The 23,412-nt window shown below is 39.3% G+C and carries 15 protein-coding genes; 6 read left to right on the forward strand and 9 right to left on the reverse strand.

Features of this window, described 5'->3' with window-relative positions:
- Positions 1 to 21: 21 nt before the first annotated feature.
- The 3 genes from R2R28_RS25325 to R2R28_RS25335 form a co-directional block, all read right to left on the reverse strand.
- On the reverse strand, positions 22 to 885 hold the full coding sequence (locus R2R28_RS25325) for a flagellar motor protein MotB (RefSeq protein WP_316828443.1): 864 nt from the start codon (positions 883 to 885) through the stop codon (positions 22 to 24).
- A 73-nt stretch (positions 886 to 958) separates the two neighbouring features.
- On the reverse strand, positions 959 to 3,472 hold the full coding sequence (locus R2R28_RS25330) for a beta-L-arabinofuranosidase domain-containing protein (RefSeq protein ID WP_316828444.1): 2,514 nt from the start codon (positions 3,470 to 3,472) through the stop codon (positions 959 to 961).
- 1,041 nt (positions 3,473 to 4,513) lie between these two features.
- On the reverse strand, positions 4,514 to 6,499 hold the full coding sequence (locus R2R28_RS25335) for a sialate O-acetylesterase (RefSeq protein ID WP_316828445.1): 1,986 nt from the start codon (positions 6,497 to 6,499) through the stop codon (positions 4,514 to 4,516).
- Between the two features lie 214 nt (positions 6,500 to 6,713).
- Here R2R28_RS25335 and R2R28_RS25340 point away from each other — a divergent pair, with 214 nt between their 5' ends.
- Both R2R28_RS25340 and R2R28_RS25345 read left to right on the forward strand, forming a co-directional pair.
- A complete protein-coding gene (locus R2R28_RS25340) occupies positions 6,714 to 7,025 on the forward strand; it encodes an RNA-binding protein (protein ID WP_316828446.1) in 312 nt (103 codons plus the stop codon).
- A 174-nt stretch (positions 7,026 to 7,199) separates the two neighbouring features.
- Positions 7,200 to 8,453 (forward strand): Na+/H+ antiporter, encoded by a 1,254-nt coding sequence (locus R2R28_RS25345; protein ID WP_316828447.1) that lies wholly within the window; start codon positions 7,200 to 7,202, stop codon positions 8,451 to 8,453.
- 383 nt (positions 8,454 to 8,836) lie between these two features.
- On the opposite strand, the gene R2R28_RS25350 is transcribed toward R2R28_RS25345, so the two are convergent.
- From R2R28_RS25350 to R2R28_RS25360, 3 genes are read right to left on the reverse strand one after another with little or no spacing between them, the layout of a single operon-like run.
- Entirely contained in the window at positions 8,837 to 10,513 is a 1,677-nt protein-coding gene (locus R2R28_RS25350; RefSeq protein ID WP_316828448.1) for a sodium/sugar symporter, read from the reverse strand.
- Between the two features lie 36 nt (positions 10,514 to 10,549).
- Positions 10,550 to 11,701: a galactokinase gene (locus R2R28_RS25355; protein WP_316828449.1), complete on the reverse strand. Its 1,152-nt coding sequence runs from the start codon at positions 11,699 to 11,701 to the stop codon at positions 10,550 to 10,552.
- A 10-nt stretch (positions 11,702 to 11,711) separates the two neighbouring features.
- The gene (locus tag R2R28_RS25360; protein WP_316828450.1) at positions 11,712 to 12,773 is read right to left on the reverse strand and encodes a UDP-glucose--hexose-1-phosphate uridylyltransferase; all 1,062 of its coding nucleotides are present in this window, start codon (positions 12,771 to 12,773) and stop codon (positions 11,712 to 11,714) included.
- A gap of 160 nt (positions 12,774 to 12,933) precedes the next feature.
- On the opposite strand from R2R28_RS25360, the gene R2R28_RS25365 reads away from it, so the two are divergent.
- A complete protein-coding gene (locus R2R28_RS25365) occupies positions 12,934 to 13,632 on the forward strand; it encodes an NUDIX hydrolase (RefSeq protein ID WP_316828451.1) in 699 nt (232 codons plus the stop codon).
- 92 nt (positions 13,633 to 13,724) lie between these two features.
- A complete protein-coding gene (locus R2R28_RS25370; protein WP_316828452.1) occupies positions 13,725 to 15,536 on the forward strand; it encodes a glycoside hydrolase family 15 protein in 1,812 nt (603 codons plus the stop codon).
- Position 15,537: 1 nt separating this feature from the next.
- Here the strand turns inward: R2R28_RS25370 and R2R28_RS25375 are convergent, their stop codons facing one another.
- On the reverse strand, positions 15,538 to 16,308 hold the full coding sequence (locus tag R2R28_RS25375; RefSeq protein ID WP_316828453.1) for a glucose 1-dehydrogenase: 771 nt from the start codon (positions 16,306 to 16,308) through the stop codon (positions 15,538 to 15,540).
- Between the two features lie 234 nt (positions 16,309 to 16,542).
- Between R2R28_RS25375 and R2R28_RS25380 the strand changes: the two genes are divergently transcribed.
- Both R2R28_RS25380 and R2R28_RS25385 read left to right on the forward strand, forming a co-directional pair.
- Entirely contained in the window at positions 16,543 to 17,070 is a 528-nt protein-coding gene (locus R2R28_RS25380) for an OmpA family protein (protein ID WP_316828454.1), read from the forward strand.
- Positions 17,071 to 17,241: 171 nt separating this feature from the next.
- The gene (locus tag R2R28_RS25385) at positions 17,242 to 17,424 is read left to right on the forward strand and encodes a hypothetical protein (RefSeq protein WP_316828455.1); all 183 of its coding nucleotides are present in this window, start codon (positions 17,242 to 17,244) and stop codon (positions 17,422 to 17,424) included.
- A 9-nt stretch (positions 17,425 to 17,433) separates the two neighbouring features.
- Here R2R28_RS25385 and R2R28_RS25390 read toward each other — a convergent pair whose 3' ends face one another.
- Positions 17,434 to 17,721: a SelT/SelW/SelH family protein gene (locus tag R2R28_RS25390; protein ID WP_316828456.1), complete on the reverse strand. Its 288-nt coding sequence runs from the start codon at positions 17,719 to 17,721 to the stop codon at positions 17,434 to 17,436.
- Between the two features lie 853 nt (positions 17,722 to 18,574).
- Positions 18,575 to 23,410, reverse strand: coding sequence for a chemotaxis protein CheB (locus R2R28_RS25395; RefSeq protein WP_316828457.1), 4,836 nt, complete (start codon positions 23,408 to 23,410; stop codon positions 18,575 to 18,577).
- Between the last annotated feature and the right edge of the window lie 2 nt (positions 23,411 to 23,412).

Consider the following 23,412-nt stretch of genomic DNA (forward strand, 5'->3'; position numbering starts at 1 on the left):
AACACCATTGTTATAATATTTTTATTTTTGCGACTGTTCAGGCGCTTTTCCAATCAGATCCATAAACTGATCTAACTTAGGCGTAATGATAATTTGTGTACGTCTGTTTTTGGTTTTCCCACCAGCAGTTGTATTATCTGCAATCGGGTTATACTCGCCACGGCCACCTGCTGTTAAACGCTTAGGATCAACGGCGTATTTGGTTTGAAGCACCTGCACCACTGATGAAGCACGTAAAGCACTTAAATCCCAGTTGTTACGGATATTGGTTTGCGTAATCGGCACGTTATCGGTATTACCTTCAATCAATACATCGTAGGTATCGTAATCTTTGATGATTTTAGCAATTTTACTTAAGGTTTCGCCAGCTTTATCAGAAACTTCGTAACTGCCTGATTTATACAACATGTTATCAGCCAACGAAATGTAAACTACACCTTTAAGTACCTGCACATCAACATCACCAAGTTCTTCCCGGCTTAAAGATCGGGTTAAATTATTGGTTAACACCATGTTAAGTGAATCACTTTTATTTTTGGCATTTACCAGTTGTTTAATGTATTTGTTTGAACTGTTAATTTCATCAACCAGCTTTGAAATATTAACATTACCCTGGTTACTTGAGTTTAAACATTTGTTCAGGGCATCTTGTAAGGCAGTAACGTTAGCCCTTTCGGATGAAATCTGTTCTTCTAAACTTTTTACCCGGCTGGTGCTTCCGCTCAGTTCGCGTTGGCTATCCTGGTATTTATTGCTTAGTTCCTGGTTTCTTTCTCTCAGTTTTGCATAAGTATCCTGCAGTTCAGTATACTTTTTATTGCTTACACAACCGGTGGCAAGCGCAAGACCAAAGAGCATTATAGGGATTGATCTGTAAAATTTCATAATTTTATTTTTTTTATTGCTAATGGGTTAACAAATTTCCTGCCGTAAAGTTTAATACCTGCTTTAACTGATGTTAAAAAGCGTTAATCTTTACTGAATCGAAGCTGGCGAGTGCTTTATATGCCCTTAATCCTATGCTACCAGATTGATATTGGCTATCTGTTACAGAAAGAATGGCTTTTGCTGATCCGTTTATAAAAATATCAAATTTATCTCCTCTTGCAACAATTTTTATGGTGTACATTTTGTTCATTTCAACAGGATATTTTGCTGAACTTAAAACCATCCATTTTTGATCGCTTGCTTTGCCCAACAACACAGTTCCGTCAACCTGGTTAAGGCCTACGTAATAACCTTCGTAAGCATCAGGTCCGATTGCAGGATTGGATACCCTGAACATTAAACCTGCATCGCCAGCCGTATTAATTTTTACATCGGCCTGATAAGTGAAATCTTTAAAATCGGTTCCATTGGCAACATATTTAGCGCCATTGATGCCATAACCACCAGAACCAGCGTTTGAGGCTGAATTAATTTGTCCTTCTTTCCAGAACCAGCCGCCTCCGTAAAAAACCCAATCGGCAGCCATTCCTTTGTCAAAGTTTTCGACAAGACTTTTATTTGTTTTTTTAGGCTGCCCTATTACAGGAAAACAACTTAACCTGATATTTTCTGATCCATAAGGCACTAATGTTATTTCTTCCTCCTTTTCTGTTGAAGCGACCGGACTGAAAGGTACATCAAAAGCCGTTACTTTATTATATCCTAAACCCCATGACGGGATCTTTCTACCCTGAATTTTCAATTTTACAGGAGATTGTGCTGCAATAAAAGGATTTTGAGGCATGGCAGATTTTACGACTTTCACAATACTGTTTAAATTCCCTTTACCTAGGGACAAACCATAATTCCAAGGTGATGCAGGACGGATTTCATAATCGGTAAAACCAGCAACCGGATGTGTTTTGGTAACTTTATTTTCGGCTTCAATCTCCAATGCGTAAACAATAGGCCCGCGTGTTATGCTTACTGAATTGTTTACCTGGCTCTGGGTAGCGATCTGCATCGGGAAGTTAAGCTCCAATTGATCGTTATTTTTCCATTCACGGGTGATCTTAAACATTGCTCCTGTTTTTACATCATTCAACACCTCTCCATTTAATTTTACCGTTGGTTTAATACTCCAGGACGGAATTCTCAATATCAATGGGAACGAAGCTGAAGCTGCAATTTCTATTTTTAATTTAATCTGCTCTTCGAAAGGATAATTGGTTTCTTCGGTAATTTTTATCTTTTTGTTTCCGGCTACAAAAGTTTCTATTTCCATGGGCCCATAAGTAATTATGGCAATACCATGATCTGGCGTAGCCACTGCACTGCTTTTTACGAAATAAGGCCAACCCATGTGCATATTATAGCGGCAACAACCATAACCCGAATATGGACTTGAAACAATGCCAGAACCATAATCCTGATTAAAACCATGCTCGCCATGTACACTCTGTACCTGATTAGGCAGAGTATAGTAAGAATGGTTTTTAAAATCCCTGCTAAATTGAGCGGGCAAGGCATTAAATGCCACTTTTTCAAGCTGATCGCCAATTTTAGCCTCGTGGATTACTTTAGCAGCAGTTTCTAAACTTTGCATCCACTCTACCACGGTGCAGGTTTCTACCCCTTCTATACTGCTGGTGCCTGCAAGAAATTCCGTTCCGGACCCTAAACCTTCCGGCTGACCATGATCGTGCATAATGTGCTGAATTCCTTTTTGAAGTGCGTCGAGATTGGCAGGCTGATCATTCAGCTGTGCATAAACGACAGGAAATTTTAAGGCCTGGGCCACATTAACCATGTGCTTTGGTTGAAAATCATCGCCGTAAAAATAAAATCCGTTATTGGTGTAGATATCAATCCATGGATAGGCTTGTTGTTTTAATTTTTCGACCAGTTTTAACAAGTCCTGATCTCCTGTTTTGTTGTAGAGCCAGATCGCAATTTCCATATTGTCGGCAGCTCTTGATTTGCCCCACTCTTTTAAAGGATCGGCATCGAGATTGGCCAGTTCATATTTAAAGTATTTGGAAAGGAACGGAATTACTCTTTTATCGTTTGTAGCTTCGAAATAACTTTGCAAAGCGTACATCATGGGCATGCGTGGCCACCAGTCTTTCATTTTTGGAGGACCAAATAAGCCATTAGGTTGTTGATTATTTAATGTCCAGTCGATGTATTTTTGTGCCTTAGCTTTAAGTGGGGCATCATCCAACGTATAGGCTAAAGCCACTAAACCTTTAACGTAATAAGGTACACGCTCCCATCCATTTCCATCTCCACCAAGCCAATCGGTATTTTTGCCCAGGTTATCTTTTTCAGGATACAGCTCTTCTGCCATTCCTGTTGCCCCATCGCGTTGTTGCTCTAGCTGTTTTAATAACCATCCTTTAGCTTTGATGCTGCCAAGTGGCAACTGCACATAAACCTGTTGTTTTAATGGTGATTTATTAAATTCGGTTAAACTTTGGGCTTGTAAATTTTGGATCGCTAAACTGGAAACCAAGAAACAAATTGGCGTTACTATTCTCTTCATAAAGGGATTATTGGTTAGATCTTTATTTTTATAAAACTAACAAATATGAACGAATAATAAAACGATTTAGTAAATATCGATAAACACCAAACAACAGACTAACAATCAAATATTTACATTAAATCATTAAGAAAGCATGGTCACCCTGAAGCATAATTTGATATGTAAAAATTATAGGTGATAGGTGATTTTTATTATGCCGATAGCCTGCTGTAGATACTGATTGCGAGAAGGCTTTTGACGACCATTTTATTAGAAATATTGGCAAAGTCGAAGTTTTTACATTTTCGGTCGGTGAGACACCAACCGATAGAATCAATTTTTCAAATGCATCGGAGTATTGATGATAGCATTTGTAGTTTCGTCATTCCCAACTTGATTGGGAACCGTAATGCCTTGCTAGGGTTTGCAGGTTGCATTAAGATTAGCTTCGCTGAGCACTTCGTGGTTCCCGCCTGCGCCTATCGTGTGGACACAATTAATTATAAAGATTCTTTTCCCGCTCTATGCCGCGGCTGCAAGGTAGTTTTTCACAGTTAATGTTGTTTTTAATGGTGCTCAAGAATGCTGCGCATTTTGGGGCGCCAATTACCCAAAGCGCTTTGTCAATCCGGCAATGTGGCTTCTCACCATCCCACGCTCATCAAAAAAACAAGCGGCAATTGTTTTGCTCGTTTCTGCTCAATGAAAGTTTGAGTGATATTTTCACAAAACCACTGCGTTTCAGGTTTGGTAGCGCAAGTTCTCTTATTGTGAAACTGTTTTTTTGATCCTTCCGCCACTTGGGATTGACGGAGTTCTTCGGTTAGGGCCGGGTTATTTCAAAGCAAGCTAGCATAACGCCACAAAAATTTAAAAAAGATGTGTCCACACGATAGGCCTGCGTGGGAATGACGATCGATTTTCTAAATCTGTTACTGATAGCCTCTTATAGAGTGGCTGTCATTGCGAAGAGGAACGACCATTTATGGCATACAATCACGGGATGACAAATCTATATGTATTATACAACCCTTCCATTAGAAAAGGTGTTAATAAAAATTATTTTTTTCCGAAAGTAATGCCTTGCCAGGTATCAGTTCTGAATGGTGATGCCGGAAGACCATCGTTAGTAACCAGATTGGCAACAGGATTATTGCCCCAGGCATAGCGCACAGCAATAGGATTTGCGACCTCATCGCTACTAACAATAACCTGGTTACCCTGGATAGCGGCCTTTGCCCAATGAAATTTCTTATCTGCGCCAGCAATGGCAAAACCAGTAAGTATTTCTCCCTTTGAGGCTTTTAATCCATTTTCGGTATTGCCAAATGTTAAACGAATCTGTTTTCCTTCAACCTTAGCCGATTGATAAACCGGACCTGAATAATTATTTTTTTGGCCATAAGTTTTAGCCAGCGCAATTAATCCCAGCCTTTTTCCTACTTCCTGTTTATTTTTGGGATGGATATCTTTGGCATCGCCTATATCTATAATGGTAGCCATACCGGTATTAGGTAAAGCCAGTGTTTTTTGCTGGGCTTCTCTAAGTTCTGCCCAGGCCGATTCAACCGGGGTATTATCTACCTGCATAAAATTGGCCAGCTGTACAAAATAGAATGGAAAATCGCCCTGCCCCCATTTTTGGCGCCAATCTTTAATCATTACCGGGAATAACTCACGGTATTGATACGCCCTATCGGCATTGCTTTCTCCCTGATACCAAATGGCTCCTTTGATAGAGAACTGGATAAAAGGATGAATCATGGCATTGTATAAAACTGTAGCGCGGTTAGGACCACTTTCTTCGTAAGGTTTTGCACCGATTTTATTAAAATTCAATCCAACTTTATATTTCCAGTCGCCGGTAAGCGAAATTTTCTCTGCGGCATTATTGTTTAAATTTAAATCTTTGGCCTCGCCATAAATGCCCCCGCCACCACCGCTGTCAAAAACACGCACAGTGATGATATTTTCGCCTGGTTTAAGTAAATCTGTTGGTATAGCATAAGATCTGCCAACGTTATAACCAACGGTTTCGCCAACCTTTACGCCATTTACATAAGTAATATCGTTATCATCTATGGTACCCAGGTTAAGTTTTACACCATTCATTTTCCAATTTTCAGGAACCGTAACTTTTTTGCTGAACCACACAATACCGTCGAAGTTTTTAAGTGTGGCATCTTCCCACAAAGTTGGTAAAGTCATGCTTTTCCAGCCGGCAGTTTCTGCTGTAGCCCACCCAGCTTTGCTTGTTTGATAAGCAGAATCTTTTTCGGTGGTCATTTTAACCCAGTTCTGTAATTTTTCATCATAAGAAGCTGTTGAAGGATTTTTAGCAGCCTGCTGAATTTTATCAACTGCAGCAGAAAAATCGGTCATTTTTTTGAGTGATTCGGCGCTTGTCCAGGCTTCTGCAATGGTTCCTCCCCATGAAGTGTGGATCAAACCGATTGGAATTTTTGTTTTTTGATAGACTTCGCGGGCAAAGAAATAAGCTGTTGAAGAAAATTCTGCAATATATTTCGGGCTACATTCCTGCCAGCCATCGTTGCTTACTTTGGCATCGCTGAGCGGAAGATTACTGGTAATATGTTCAGCCTGTAATATACGGATCTCTGGAAATTTAGCATCGGCAATTTCCTTTTCATAATTGTTGATTTTGCCCCATCCGGCGAGTGGCATTTCCATGTTTGACTGGCCGGAACAAATCCATACATCGCCGATGAGAACATTACTCAGTACCAATAACTCCCCATCAGAAATGGTGATGGTATATGGCCCGCCATAACCTGGTGTTGCAACTTTAATTTTCCAACTGCCAGTTGCATCTGCAATGGCGCCATAATTAATTTTATTCCATGAAACCGTAATTTTAACGGCTTTACCTGCAGTGGCTTTGCCCCAAATGGCAGCGCTTGTTTTTTGCTGCAAAACCATGTTGTTACTAAAAACAGACGGTAATAAAATTTTAGCTTGCAAAAATTGGAAACTGAATAGCAGTAATGCGGCCAGGAATAAAGATTTTAACCTTTGGATGCTCATATTTAACCTTTTTTGATGATTAGAAAGCGAATTTACATTTTCTACAGGTCAACATCAACACATATATCAGCACTTCGCAAATTAATATTAAAAATGTGGCAAAATTCTTTTAATTGTTTGGGTAAGAACATCATTTTGCTTATTTTGCAGGTCTAAAAGAACAGCTCTGGGTTCAAGATCGAATTTGCCGGACGTTCTCTCAAATACTGAATTAATGGTTAAGATTTTTATAGGCGGCCTTCCCGACAACATCCAAGAAATGGATTTGGCAATACTGGTTAGTCTTCACGGCAGGGTAGAAACAATTAAAATTGTGCGCGACAGGGCTACGGGCAAGTGTAAGGGTTATGCTTTTTTAGAAATATACAGTTTGCCTGATGCCAAAAACATTGTATCGACCTTAAATGACGAAACTTTTAAGGGCAATGTGATTACGGTAAAGATATCAGAAGAAGATACTTCCAAAGCGCCTAAACCAAAAACCAATCAGCCTTTTAAAAGTAAGAGACCGAGGTTACAGCGGTAATTTTTGTTTTAAAATCTAATTTGCTTTGCAATAACGATTCTCAGCTGCTTATTATGCTTTAAAAATTTCTTTTTATCTGGATTATTTTAAGGATAAACTTTGTAATCTGATGGCAAACCTATATTTTGTGGCTTTTGTTCTGATACTCATTTAAAACAATCGACATAAACAAATATGGAAAATTATGCTATTGTAATATTCATTTTAGCGGTAATGATCGGTTTATCGTCAATTGCCGACCACATTAAAATTCCCTATCCTGTTTTATTAATTATTGCAGGTATAGCCGTTGGGTTTATACCTTCTTTGCCACCGATTGATATTAATCCGGAGATAATTTTTCTGATTTTTTTACCTCCACTGCTTTATGATGCTGCTTTTAATATCTCTTTCAAACAGTTTAAAACCAATATTAATACCATACTCACCCTAGCAATATCGCTTGTTTTTATTACTGCTATAGGTATTGCGGTGGTGGCTCATTATATGATTCCCGGGATGAGCTGGCCCATCTCTTTTGTATTGGGTGCAATTCTTTCTGCTACCGATGCGGTTGCTGCCATGAGTATTACTAAAGGATTGGGTTTATCGCATAAAACCAATACCATTTTAGAGGGCGAGAGTTTGGTTAATGATGCTTCTGCGCTAGTAGCCTATCGTTTCGCTGTAGCTGCTGTAACCGGAACTGCTTTTGTGTTTTGGAAAGCATCGTTAGATTTTGCCGTTTTAATGGCCGGAGGTTTCCTCGTGGGCATGGTAATGTCGAGGATTTTAGCTTTTATTCTTAAAAAAATTCAGGATAATCCATTGGCTACCATTAGTTTTATGTTACTGATGCCTTTTGTTACGTATTTAATTGCCGAGCAAATACATGTTTCTGGTGTAATTGCGGTAGTGATGTTGGGTTTGGGCATTTCGAGGTTTAGCCACCAGGTATTTCCGGAAAGACTTAAAAACCAATCGAAAAACATCTGGGATATTGTAATCTTTTTATTAAACGGATTGATTTTTATTTTAATCGGACTACAGTTTCCATATGTATATAAAAACATTAACAGCGCTGATATTTTGCCTTATATTGGTTATTCGTTTGTGATTACCATAGTGGCTTTATTGCTGAGAATGGCGCGTGTTTTTTTACAGCGATCGAACCTACAGAAGGCTTTTCAGAAAGGTAAACACAGGATTACTGAAGATGCACTGTTAGATTTTAAAAACAGCTTGATTATCAGCTGGTCGGGCATGAGGGGGATTGTGTCATTGGCAATTGCGATTGGACTGCCGGCAACTTTAGCAGATGGAAGTGCTTTTCCGCAGCGCAATGCTATCATTTTTATAGCTGTAGTGGTGGTACTTTTTACGCTTATCGGGCAAGGACTTACTCTACCATGGCTGGTAAAGAAATTGGCTACGGAGGATGAAGGATAGTTTTGTATTTTTAACCGCAAAGGGCGCAGAAAGAAATTCGCAAAGCTGAATGGTTAATTAATTCTATTTTCTACTATTTAACCACCGAGTTCACAGAGAAAAGATCTCAGAGCACACAGAGCTGGTTTTTTTACCCCCTGAACTTCGGACCTCGGACACCTGACTTTCGGACTAATTCCATTTTCCGCCATATAACCACCGAGTTCACAGAGAAAAGATCACAGAGCACACAGAGCTGGGTTTTTACACCCTAAACTTCGGACCTCGGACACCTGACTTTCGGACTAATTTCATTTATCATTAAGAAATTAAGGTGGTTAAAAAACTTTGACAATCTTACCGGCATGCTACACAGAAGATTGTCAAAGCAAAAGATTATTGAATTACCAATATACGCTGTAAAGCGCAACCAATAATCCAATAATTAATAATGCACCAACAGCAAAACTGGTTGATGTTTTGAACATTTTAGCATCAATGGCAAGCCCTTTTGCTTCTGCCTTAGCTTTATTACTTAATAAACTGATGATGACCATACCGGCAATACAAAATACAAATACAAAGCCCATACGATCTAAAAATGGAATTTCATAAACCCCTGCCGCATTTTTTACAGAGAACCCCATTCCGGATAACCACGAAAGATCGGTAAGGTTAGGTAAGAATTTAAGTAAAATCGACAGGCCAAAGCCACCAATGGTAGCAAATAAAGCAGCACCTGAAGTTGTTCTTTTCCAAAAGAAACCAAGGATAAACATGGCAAAAATACCAGGTGATACAAAACCGGTATATTCCTGAATGTATTGAAACCCACCTTTTTTATCAATCCCCAGAAATGGTGCAATTACCACCCCAAGGATCATGGCCACAACAATTGAAATTTTACCTGTTGTTACCAGGTTTTTCTCAGAGGCATCAACATTTAATACTTTTTTATAAATATCCAGGGTAAAAATGGTTGCAATACTATTTGCTTTACCTGCTAATGAAGCCACAACCGCAGCGGTTAACGCAGCAAAAGAAAGCCCTTTTAAGCCTGCAGGAAGCAAGTTTAATAATACCGGATACGCACGATCAGGGTTTACCGACCCACCCTGGATCATTTCAGACTGGAAAGCACCGTCTTTATATAAAACGTAAGCTGCAATACCAGGTAATACCACGATAATCGGCATTAATAATTTTAAAAAAGCTGCGAAAAGAATCCCTCCACGGGCGGTTTCTAAATTAGCGCCTAAGGCACGTTGAGTGATGTATTGGTTACAACCCCAATAGTTCAAATTTACAATCCACATTCCACCTACCAATACACTTAAACCAGGTAAATCGATGTAATTTTCATTATCAGGCTTTAAAATCATATGGAAATGCTCAGAGGCTTTTGAAGTCATTAAGCTATAACCCTCAAAAACGCCGCTTGTACCGTAATGGGTAGAAACCAGGTTTAAAGCTAAATATGTAGTTGCTAAACCGCCCAGAATTAGGAAAAATACTTGGATTACATCAGTATATCCAATTACTTTCATCCCGCCAAGAGTAATGATAATGGCAAAAATGGCAATGGCATACATACAGAAACGCAGATCGAAACCTGAAATACTACTTACCGCCAAAGCTCCTAAATAAAGTATTGATGTTAAATTAACCACTACGTACAACAACAACCAGAATACCGCCATAATCATAGCTACGGTACCATTATACCGCTGGTGCAGGAATTGCGGCATGGTGGCAATTTTATTTTTTAAATAAACCGGGATAAAGAAAACCGCTACTACCACTAAGGTTGCCGCCCCCATCCATTCGTAGGTTGCAATGGCCAAACCCATTTTAAAACCAGAGCCGCTCATCCCGATAAATTGCTCAGCAGAAATATTTGAGGCAATTAATGATGCACCTATGGCCCACCAGGTTAAAGAGCCTTCAGCAAGAAAATAATCTTTAGAACCTGTTGATTCTGATTTTTTCTTGTTGTAAATATAGAGCCCATAAGCCGCTACAATAACGAAGTAAATTGCAAATACAATGTAATCCTTCGTGTCTAATAAATTGTTCTTCATTGATTTATCTTGGTTAGTATCCTGAGGTAATTTTATTTAATTGTATATACTGGTTCCGTTATCGGTTTGTACAGTATAGCTGTCTAGCTTTAATCCAAACTCCAGTAAATATTTTGAGGAAAGTTCTTCAACGAGATCGGCAATTTTTTCTTCTTTAACGATATTGATGGTGCAACCACCAAAACCACCACCCATCATTCTACCTCCTAAAACGAAATCAAGCGGTTTAACGGCTTCAACTAAGAAATCAAGTTCTTTACAACTTACTTCATAATCTTTGCTTAAACCTTCATGTGTTTCAAACATCAATTTCCCCAAGGCCTCCAGGTTACCATCTTTTAATTGCGCTGCTGCGCTTAACAACCGGCTGATTTCTTCTACCACGAAACGGCATTTATTATACACTTCTGCATCTTTTGGCTTAACGTAAGTTTCAAGCATGTTTAAATCCACATCACGCAGGGTGTTTACTTCTGGATGGTATGCCTTTACCCAGGCAACGCCCTGCTCACACTGCGCCCTCCTTTTATTGTAGGCCGAATCGGCCAGTGCGTGCTTTACATTGGTATTTAAAAGCAACAGTTTATAGCCATCCAGTTTTAAAGGAATATAATTATACTCCATTGATCTGCAATCGAGCATGATGGCCTGGTCTTTTTTCCCAAATACAGAGGCAAACTGATCCATAATGCCACAATTAACACCGGCAAATGTTTGCTCAGCCTTTTGTGCAATTAAGGCAATATCCATTTGAGGAACAGAAAGGGAGAAAAGCTGGTCGAGTGCAAAACCTGTGGCACACTCTACCGCAGCTGAAGATGATAAACCAGCGCCCAAGGGCACATCGCCATCAATATAAAAATTAAAACCACCAAGTTTATAACCTCTTTCCTTTAATTGGTCGGCTACGCCTAAAATATAATTGGCCCAGCTGTTTTCTGATTTTTTCAGGTTTTTAACAGATGAAAAATCAAATTGCTGGTAGCTTTCTGAAAATAAATGAATCTCATCATCCGCTCTTTTAGCTATGGCTACGTAAATGGCCTTATCAATAGCAGCGGGCATTACAAAACCACCATTGTAATCGGTATGCTCGCCGATAATGTTGATCCTTCCAGGTGAGCGGACTAAAAGCGGCTCGGCATTGAAAAGTTTTTTAAATGTATTTTTTAAATGTTGTGGATTCATGATCAAAATTTTAGTCTTCGCTTTTGCTGTTTTTATAGTGTATTGCCGACATTTCCTTTAAACGGTTTGCGGCAAATTCAGGTGTAATATCGCGCTGAGGATTGGCCAGCATCTCGTAACCCACCATGAATTTTTTAACTGTTGCCGAACGTAGCAAGGGTGGATAAAAATGCATGTGCCAGTGCCATTCAGGATAATAACCATTATTTACAGGTGTTTGGTGCATCCCTGCTGAGTACGGAAACGAAGTTTCGAAGAGGTTATCGTATTTGGTTGTTAACACTTTAATAGCCTCAGCCAACGATTTCTTTTCCGCTTCGCTAAACAATTTAATGCTGTTTACATGTCGTTTACTGACGATCATGGTTTCGTAAGGCCAAACTGCCCAGAAAGGAACCAACACCACAAAATGATCGTTTTCAAATACGATACGTTCATTTTTTTTCAATTCCAGTTTTAAATAATCGGCCAATAAACTTCTTCTGTGGATGGCATAATAAGTTTTCTGACGCTCGGTTTCTTTGGCAATTTCTAAAGGAATATCACCCTGCGACCAGATCTGGCCATGAGGATGCGGATTGCTGCAACCCATGATTTCACCTTTGTTTTCAAAAATCTGAATGTATTTAATCCAGTCGTTTTCGGCCAGGCTGTTAAATTCGTCCTGCCAAACATTAACCACGGCCGTGATGGCTTCTACACTCATTTCAGGAAGGGTAAGGTTATGTTTTGGACTAAAACTGATGACTTTGCAAAGTCCGCGCTGATTATTGGCTACCAATAAATCGTTTTCGTTCATATTACCGGCAGGAGTATCTTCCAGCAAAGCGGCAAAATCGTTGTTAAAAACAAAACTTTCGGTATAATCCGGGTTGGTATCGCCATCTGCCCTGCCATTGCCGGGGCATAAATAACATTTAGGATCGTATTCAGGGCGGTTATCTGGTGTTACCTCTTCAACCTTACCCTGCCAGGGCCTTTTAGTACGGTGGGGTGAAACTAAAACCCATTCTCCGGTTAATATATTTAACCTGGTGTGCGGATTATTGTCGAGTTCGAATGTCTGGTTCATCTTATATTTTCAATTGGTTAGAAAAAGGAAGCTACTTTACTTCACCGATCTAAGCTGCCAAATTATAAAATTATTATTAATTGTCAAAACGACAATTAATAATAATTTTTATATTCGTGAAAAATTGAACATATTAAGCCATTAAAACCTCTGAAAAAAAATGATTGAATATTCGGGACAGCCGCATTACCTTGTTGCTGTTGATTGTATCGTATTTGGATTTGATGGCGAGCACCTTAAAATTCTATTGGTTAAACGGGGTTTAGAGCCCGAAATAAATAAATGGAGTTTGATGGGCGGTTTTGTTGGGGCTGACGAAAGTCCGGATGATGCCGCAAACAGGGTGCTAAAAAAAATGACGGGATTAGAAGGTGTTTACCTGGAGCAGATGCAGATTTACGGGGAGCCAAAGCGCGATCCGATAGAGCGCACGCTTTCAGTTGGTTATTTTGCCCTAATTGATATTCATAAATATGAAGCACAATTAAACGACGATTATGAGGCAGAATGGTTTTTGATTAACGAAAGGCCCAAACTTATTTTTGATCATAACCAGATGGTTGCAGATGCACGGAAAAAGCTGAGGTACAAAGCAGCCCTCCATCCTATTTTGTTCGAAATGTTACCTAAAAAATTTACCATTCCGCAATTACATATCCTTTTTGAAGAAGTAAACGATACTAAAATTGACACCAGGAATTTCAGCAGGAAGATTACTTCAACAGGATTGCTGATTAAACTGGCCGAAAAAGATAGAACGGGTTCGAAAAAAGGAGCATTTTATTTCAAACTCGACAAAAAGAAATATGCCGCCAATGCGCAGGCTTTCTTAAACCTGATGCCAAATTTAAAAGTTTAGTCCATTTTTAGGTTTATACTTCTAATTGCGCTGTAAAAGGTAAAACAAAAGCGAATCATTATTCCTTTGCTTAGGTAATTGATACCTTAAATATGGCAAAGCACAAAAAAAGACCTTTTCAGCCTATAGAAAACTATGGCGTTATCGGCAACCTGAAAACCGTTGCATTGGTTTCGCTCCAGGGGTCGATTGATTTTTTGTGCGCACCAAGGTTTGATTCGCCCACTGTTTTTGCCTCCATGCTCGACTCTGAAAAAGGCGGTTATTTTTCTGTAGAGCCTCAATTGGAAAACTGTACCAGCAAACAGCTTTATCTACCAGGCACAGCGGTGCTGCTTACCCGTTTTTTTGCCGAACAGGGCATTGCAGAACTGACCGATTACATGCCCCTATCAAAGGAAACCGATTTCCCCAGCGCCATTGTACGACAAATTAAATCCATTAGGGGCGATATTACTTTTAAGGTGTTTTGTGTACCGAGTTTTGGTTATACTGAAAGTAAGCACACCGTGAAACACGAAAAAGATGAATTGATATTTTTTTCCAAAACTGAAAAAATTAGCCTCAGGTTAAAGGCCGATGTGCCTTTCCATATAGAAAAACGTACAGGTTACGCCGAGTTTACGCTTCAGGAATCAGAAATGGCGCACATCATCATCGAAATGATTGAAGACGACAAACCAACAGCTGATTTAGATCATTATATTAAACATGGCTACCGCAAAACCGTAGATTACTGGCGGGAATGGATTAACCAGACTACATATAAAGGCCGTTATGATGAAATTATCAGGCGATCGGTCATTACGCTCAAATTGCTTACCTCAGCCGAATTTGGCTCTGTAGTGGCGGCACCAACTTTCGGACTGCCTGAAACCATTGGCGGCAACAGGAACTGGGATTATCGTTTCACCTGGATCAGGGATGCGGCCTTTACGATGTATGCATTTTTAACACTTGGCTTTTTTGAGGAGGCTACAGCCTTTATGGACTGGATATTTAACCTTTGCCAGAAAGTGGATTTGCAGTTGGTGTATCAGATTGATGGCAATGCAAAAATAAAAGAAGTAGAAGCCAATCAGTTTGAAGGTTACCGTGCCTCGAAACCTGTGCGCATTGGCAACGAAGCCGCAAGCCAGTTACAAATAGATATTTATGGCGAATTGATAGACACGGTATATATTTACAACAAATCGCACAAACCGATTACTTACGAATTCTGGACTTTAATTGAAAAGCAGGTGCAGTGTGTGATTAAACAATGGAAAAAACCCGATCACGGCATCTGGGAGATCAGGAACGAAAAAAAGGAATTTTTACATACGCGTCTGATGTGTTGGGTTGCGATGGACAGGGCAATTAAAATTGCTGAAAACCGATCTTTCCCCTACCCCGAAAGTGAGTGGCACAAGATCCGCAGTGAAATTTACGAAGATATTTACCATCATTTCTGGAACGGGAAACTGGGCGCATGGGTACAGTATAAAGGTGCTACACATGTAGATGCCAGCGCTTTGCTGATGCCCTTAACACATTTCATATCACCATTAGAACCGCGTTGGCTTTCTACCATGAAAGTTATCGACAAAGAGCTGTTGCTGGATGTGTTGGTTTACCGTTATAAAAACGGCATGACCAAAATTGACGGTCTTGAAGGTGAAGAAGGCACTTTTAACATGTGTTCGTTCTGGTTTATCGAAGCATTGGCGAAAAGCGGAGAACTGGAACGTGCGGTAGAAAACTTCGAAAAGATGATCGGTTATTCCAATCACCTTTTATTGTTTAGTGAAGAACTGGGCAGAAAAGGTGAACACCTGGGTAATTTCCCCCAAGCCTTTACGCATCTTGCATTAATCAGCGCGGCCGTAGAATTAAACAAACAACTCAGTCGCACAACCCATTAACCTATTGTTCCTCGTAATGATAGGTTAAACCTCCATCAACAAAATAAGTTGAACCAGTTACATAGGCCGCATCATCAGAAGCCAGGAAAGCCACCACAGCGGCTACATCCTCTACTTTGCCCATTCTTCTTAACGGAATATTTTGCAACACTTTTTCCAGCTGCTCCTTATTGTTTAACAAATCCTGGTTAATTGGCGTAGAAACGGCTCCGGGGGCAACATTATTAATCCGGATATTAAATGGAGCCAATTCTGTGGCCAGGTTTCTGGTGAGCATTTTTAACGCACCTTTACTAGCACAATAAGCTGCAAAGTGCGGGAATACAATTTCTTCATGCACGGAGCTCATGTTAATTACCGTACCTGCAATTTTATGCTCCCGGCAATAATTTACGAAAGACTGGGTCCCGAAAAAAACACCTTTTAAGTTGGTATCCATTACCAGATCATAATCTTCTTCTGTTACTTTCCAAAAATCGGCCTTTTTTTCTATGCCAGCATTATTAATCAGGATGTCCAGCTGTCCAAACTCAGCAACTGCATCGTTTACCAGTTTAATAGCTTCTTTGGCCTTGCTTAAATCAGCAGCTAAAAAAGAGGCTTTTTGTCCCATTTTTTCGATCTGCGCAATCAGTTTTTCACCTCTTTCATCAAATTTGTGTCCATTTAAAATAATATTACAGCCTTCTTTTGCTAATCTTAAGGCACATGCAGCACCTATGCCCTGACTGCTCCCGGTAATTAAAGCTACTTTGTTTTTAAAACGATCCATATCTATATTTTATAATAGATAAAGAAAATTGATGGAAATATGTTTGAAGAAAACCGCATTAAAACGGTGCTGATTTAAAATAAGTTAGGCAGAAACTACATTAAAATTACGGGTAAAGCATGAATGATTAATTGTCAAAATATAACTTCTTAAAAAAAACACCGTTATACGTATAATCATTTATTAGTATGTTTGGGCAACAAACACACAATAAACTTAAATTAATTTTAAAACATGAACATTACCAAAAATCTCCTGTTTACTACGCTTATTGCTTTAGGTACGCTTACTATGTACTCTTGTAAAACCAAAAAACTGGTAGCAAAACCGGCTCCGGCACCTGTTGAGAAGCCAGCGCCACCTGTTGAAGAGAAAAAACCAGCTCCTGAGCCTGAACCAGAAAAACCAGCTCCAGTTGAAAAACCAAATTTTAATTTAGATAACATCCAGTTCGAGTTTAATTCGTTCGTACTTAAAACTTCTTCGTTTGCAATTTTAGATAAAGCGGTATCGGAAATGAAAAAATCGCCGGATACTAAATTTATTCTGAATGGGTATTCATCTGCTGAAGGAACGCCAGAGCACAACATGTCGCTTTCAATCGACCGTGCAAATTCAGTAAAATCTTACTTTGTTAATGCAGGTTTAAAAGGCGATAACTTTACCATTGTTGGTCATGGCGATAAAAACCCAATCAGCCCGAATGATACCGACGAAGGCAGAATTTTAAACCGTAGAACAGAAATTAAAGTGCAGAAGTAAGCACAAATAACACCTATAAAAAGCTGGATCAATTAAATGGTCCAGCTTTTTTTGTTAAAAACAATTCCCTTAGCGAATATAAGTGTATGATGTTTTATTACACATAAACGTGAAATATTATATTGACACAAAAATGCTATCCAAAGTATCTTTCCTGGTTTAATTTTGTTTATGACACTTATTGATGCATTAACCCCTATACATCGATTAGAGCAACTAAAAGTTGGCGATGTTATCTCAGATACATTCGGCAGTTCTGGTACGATTAAAAGTATTGAAATTTTAAAGCACAAAACCTCTTTAATTTATTATTTCAGGATAAAATCGGGGAAACTGATTTTGGCTTTAAGGTAATGAGCTGTATTACGGTTGCTTCAGATCAGAATGACCAAGATTCATTGATGGGTTTACCTCATCACGGATAAGCTGTTTTAATTCTTTAATCTCCGGAAATCGCTGCATCTGTTTCCGATCGAATATCAATTTATCGTTTATCGTTATGGTAAATACACCTGAAATCTCGCTTGGCAATAAGGTCACCCCTTTCACTTCATCAACAAAAGTGGTTAAAATTTCCTGTGCCATGTAGGCCGAACGCAACATCCAGCCACATTTAGGGCAGTAGGTAATATTGATAAGCGGTTTCTCCATTGTATTTTTTCTTACAAGAATACGGAAATAGTCGGGTTTGAAGTTCGGAGACAGGTAAAAAAATGGAAGGGGTAAGATGGAAAACGGAGGATGGATTATTAATAACCAATGGATCAATTTTCAATAACCAATTGCCTCTATCAATAAAACCTTAATGATCTTCACTTCTCATGGTCAAACAATAAGAAGTGAATAATTACGATTAACCTTAATGATAAAAATCTATCTTCTCTTTTCCCTATCAGGCCTGAAAATAATATAGAATACAAAAACTCCCGCCAACAAAAAAACAATACCTAATATTAAATTCGCCCTATCATCCATGGTAAAAGAACACACTTACACCAAAATAGTTGAGATTAATACACAACCTGAGAGAGTAAAAAATAAGATACTGAATAAAATGAACTAAACAGTTTTAGTATTTAAATGTTGTACAAACAGAAAAGGGGTATCCACATCCATGTTTACCCCATTTCCAATTACTCCCGTGTTAGAGGAATTATAAATACAATGATTAAGCACATTTTGTTTGCTTTGTCTGGATTATCATACGCTAAAAATTCAAAAAAGAGATAAAAGATCCTTCGACCAGGCTATCATTGACAGATTCCAATAGAATGGCCGCCATGGCGAGAAGGAACAATAAAGCAATCTTAAAGCGCACGCTACATGCGATCGTTTTAAGATTGCTTTCCGGAAAATCGTGACGGGCTGTCGGTTAAAAGCCTTCTGGCAGAGACGATTTTTGAAGGCTTATCAATTCGCTAAATCTGCCTTTTACAAATATTGATTTTTATACCATAAATTATCCCTCAAGGATGACAATCTTAATATAAAGAAGCCTGATCAACTATTTTTCCTTCAATGGAATTCTAAACCAAAATTCAGATCCTTCGCCTTCCTTACTGTTTACGCCAATTTGGCCACCATGCCTTTCTACAATTTCGGCAGAGATATATAAGCCGAGGCCTAGTCCCGAAAAACTATGCGATGAGGCTTCTACCCTAAAGAAGCGGTCGAATACAAACTGCGATTTATCCTGAGGAATACCAATACCGTAATCCTGCACCGAAACCAGCAAGTGTTTACCTTCTGCTTTTGCACGCACCACAATTTTATTAGCATCGGGCGAATACTTAATGGCGTTTGAGATAAAATTGCTCAATACCTGTTCAATCCGGTTACGATCGGCATGTACCTCTACATCGGTTATTTCCTGTACAATACGATGTCCGTGCATGCTCTCCTGTAAACCATCAATAGCATCTTCAATTACTCCGGCAATATTGAAATCAGAGAAGTTAAAAGTCATTTTCCCTGCCTGTATCTTGGTTACATCAAGCAAATCTTCTACCAGTTCCGTCAATTTTCCAATCTGCCGGTTTGCTTTATCTACAAATTCATGGATTTTTTCGAACTTCTGTTGTTCAGCCATCCTCAAAGCGAACTGTAAAAAGCCTTTAATGCTGGTGATGGGTGTTTTCAACTCGTGACTGGCAATACTCATAAATTCATCCTTACGGTGCATGAGTTCTTTTGTGGCCTGTTGTGCTTTCATTAAATCGGTTACCTCGAAACCAAAGAAAGCAATTCCATCGATTACACCTTTATCAGAAAACACTGGGTTTAAAATCATATCGAACCACTTTTCTACAGATGTACCGGTTGCTTTATTTAACTGATCGATGCGGTAAGCGTTGGCGACATAAGTTTCGCCAGTTTGTATTACCCGATTTTCAATTTCCAGCAGTTCGGGGGATTCGAATTTAGAGCCATTCCCAATCCTTGAACGACCGATATAATCTGTTCCACCATCAAAAGTTTTAAAGGCTTCGTTCACGAATTCATATTTAAGCCCTTTTCCCCTCCGAATAGTAATTAAAGCAGGGGCATTTTTAAAAATACTATTGAACTCGTCCTGTTGTTTTTTAATCAGTTTTTGCAGTTCCCCACGTTTTTTCTCGGTATGTTTCTGTTTGCTGATATCGATTACATAAGTTACAGCTCCATTTGGCACCTCTTCATCGAGTAAGGCAGAGCCAACCAATACATCAATAGGAACACCTGCTTTATTGAGGTATTGCTTTTCGAATGGCGGACAAAAACCTTCTTCTTTTAACAGTTTTGCCGATATTTTGCTAATCGGCATAAAAGCTTCGGGTGTAAGGTGCATCCAATCGATATTTCCGTTTTCGAAATCAGCCCTTGTATAACCTAATAATTTTAAGAAAATATCATTTGCATCATCTATTCTACCTGTTTCGGTATTACTGAATAAGATTCCGATGACATTGGATTCGAAAATCTTTCTGAATTTACGTTCTGTCGAATTTAATCTTACTTCAGTATCTACCAGTTTTGAGATATCCACGATAGAACCTACCATACGGTATGGGGTTTTCAAATCGTCTAACAAAATGCTTCCACGATCGAGCAAGGTGGCGTAACTACCATCGGCTTTTTGTAAACGATACTGCGATGTCCACTGCGTTTCGTTATGGTTAACGGCGTCGTAAACACTGGTTTTTACACGTTCACGGTCGTCCGGATGGATTTTATCAAACCAAAACGCAATATTCTCGGTATGGGCATCTTTTGCATAACCAAACATAATGGTAAAGTTATCACTCCGCCACATGGTATTATTGGCTAAATTCCAATCCCAGATGGTATCGTTGGTGGCATGCGAAACCAGATTAAAACGTTCTTCACTTTCAGAGAGTTTCATGGTACGCTCTTTTACCTTTAACTCCAGCTCGGCATTAAGCTGGCGCAGGTTTTCGCGTGCACCTAAAAGTTCGTTATAATTTTTTTTCAGTTTTTGCTCTGCAAGTTTTTGCTGACTGATATCAGTCAAAGTAGCTACGAAACCATCCGACATTTTTACCGCAATAAGCTGGCACCACTGTTCTTTAGAAAACTGAAGTTCCGTTTCGAGCACTTTCCCATTCTCTACTACGCCAACATATTTATTAAAAAGATTACTCACCGCAAGTTCTGGTATCATTTTAACCAGCCTTGCACCTGTTAATTCGTTTTTATTTTTCTTTAAAATATGTAACGCCGAGTCGTTATAAGTGCTGCATTCGAAATCTACAATAAAGTGTTTGGCATCCCTTACTGCCCTGAAAGCTAAAATCCCGTTTAAACTGGCATTAAAAACACCACTGATGATGTTATTAAGTTCGGTAATTTTAGAAATATCCACAAAAGAGATCACCACGCCATCTGCCCGCTTATCTTTCCTTAAATAAGGCATAATACGCATCAGGCATCGGGTATTGTTCTTTAACTGAACCTCTTTTTCAATAATATGGGCGTTTAATAATACTTTTCTGATATCGCCGGTAAGGTTTTCGGCTTTAATATTATTCGAAATGTGTTCAATTGAACGACCAATATCGGCTTCAATCAGGTTAACCATACTGATTGCCGCAGGATTAAATTTCCGGATAACCATTCCGGCATCAAGAAATACCTGCCCGATATCGGTGCTCCTGAAATAGTTGTCCAGGTCGTCATTCAGCTCAATAAGTTCCTTAATTTTAAGCTGATGCTCGGTATTTAAGGTATGAAGTTCTTCATTGAGGGATTGCAATTCTTCATTGCTGGATTGCAGCTCTTCATTAGCCGAAAGTAATTCTTCGTTGCTGGATTGGAGTTCTTCGTTGGTGGTCTCCATTTCTTCAACCGCCATCTGCAGGTTCGAACGCGTTTCGTTCAGTTCTGCTTCCAGTTCAAACACGTATTCGGCTTGCGTAGCATCATGGAAACCAGGCAGAGCAAACTCATCTTTGCCGGCAACCACTTCTAACACATGCTCGGCAAAAACAACCATGGTAAAACCATTGGTATTTGCTGGATCGGAAGGTATAACAGCAATATTTACAAATGCATTATTCTTAAAACGTATTTTTTTTAACTGAACCTTTTTGTTTTCCTTCCAGGCTTTTCTCAACCCGGTGTTAATTACCACAGATACCTCTCTTGGCACCATTTTTAATATATTCAGCTCAATACTTTGTTCGGGCAGCGATAAATATTGACGGTAATCGCCAACAGCATCCTGCATAATATATGCTTTATCAATAAATACAGCTACATAACCCAGATCTGATGAAAGAAAATCAGCCAGGCGTTTTTCGAGCGGACTTTGTATCGTTTCGGTGGTACTTCCTTTTTTCCGATCTATACCAGTAGCTGTTCTGGCACCTGTATTGTAAGTATTGTAGGTAGAATAATTGATTTTTCCGGTCTTTTGATAGATTTTCGATTTACCCGAAATTTCCGTTAAGCCAGCTTTCATGGAAGAAGCCGTTTCGCTCGATCCGAGAAACAGGTAACCGTTTGGCAAAAGTGAAAAATGGAATATCGACAGTATTTTTTCCTGAAGGATGCTGTTTACATAAATCAGCATATTCCGGCAGGTAACCAGGTCGTTTTTAATAAATGGCGGCGATTTAATTACATCGTGTTTGGCAAATACCACCTGTTTACGCAAACTGGATACCACGCTGATGTATTTACCTTCCTGTACAAAATATCTTTTGAACAATTTAACCGGGATTTCTTTTTTCACTGAAAGCGGATATTGCCCTTTGGAAGCAATTTCGATACTTTTTTCATCGATATCGGAAGCAAATATTTTAATCTCGATGTTTTTACCCGAACGGTCTACACAATCGTTTACCATTGCGGCAACAGAATACGCTTCTTCACCGGTGCTGCAGGCGCAGATCCAGATTTTAATTACATCGCCATCTTCTTTCCGGTCTACAATATCCTGCAGGGCATATTCGTTAAGCTGTGCAAAGGCCTGTTCATCTCTAAAAAACTTGGTTACTCCGATTAAAAAATCCTGCGCTAAAATTTTCACCTCGTTTGCATTTTCGCGCAAAAAGGCTACATAACGGTCTAACTTTTTAATTCCCCTTTCGTTCATCCTCCGGCCAATACGCCTGATGATGGTTGGGGTTTTATACAGGTTAAAATCGTTCCCGCTGCTGGTGTGCACCAGCTTAAATACTTCGTCGAGCAGTTCTTCATTTACTTTACCGTTTTCGAGTACTTTAACAGGCTCTTCGTTTACGTAACTAAAAAGTTCTTCCTGCATACGAGAAGGGATCATTACATGATCTGCATTACCTGATGCAATGGCCGAATTGGGCATTCCATCAAATTTGGCAGAAGCAGGATCCTGAACAATCACCATTCCGCCATTTTCTTTAATGCTCTGTATGCCTTTGGTGCCATCGGTGCCCGTTCCGGATAGGATAATGGCGATGGCTTTCTCTTTTTTATCTTTGGCCAGGGTATGTAAAAAATGATCAATTGCGGTATTAGGTGCTTTAATCTGCGATTTATCTGCCAGTTTTAGCCGCCCCTTTACCAAGGTCATTAATTTATTATTGGGAATAATATATACGCAATCCTGCTGAATGGCCATATCATTTGCCGCTTCAAAAACCTTCATGTGGGTATGTTTGCCCACCAGTTCGACCAGTAAACTTTTATAATCTGAAGATAAATGCTGGATTACCACAAAAGAAAAACTCGAGTTTGCGGGCATGTGGTCGAAAAATTCGTGAATAGCCTCTAACCCACCGGCAGAAGCACCAACGGCCACGATGTATTTATCGTAACGCTTGTTCAATACCAGATCCTCCTTTTCCTGCTTTTTTTCCATCA

Origin of the sequence: Pedobacter miscanthi (assembly GCF_032678605.1) — a bacterium.
GTDB classification, from domain to species: Bacteria; Bacteroidota; Bacteroidia; order Sphingobacteriales; family Sphingobacteriaceae; genus Pedobacter; species Pedobacter miscanthi_A.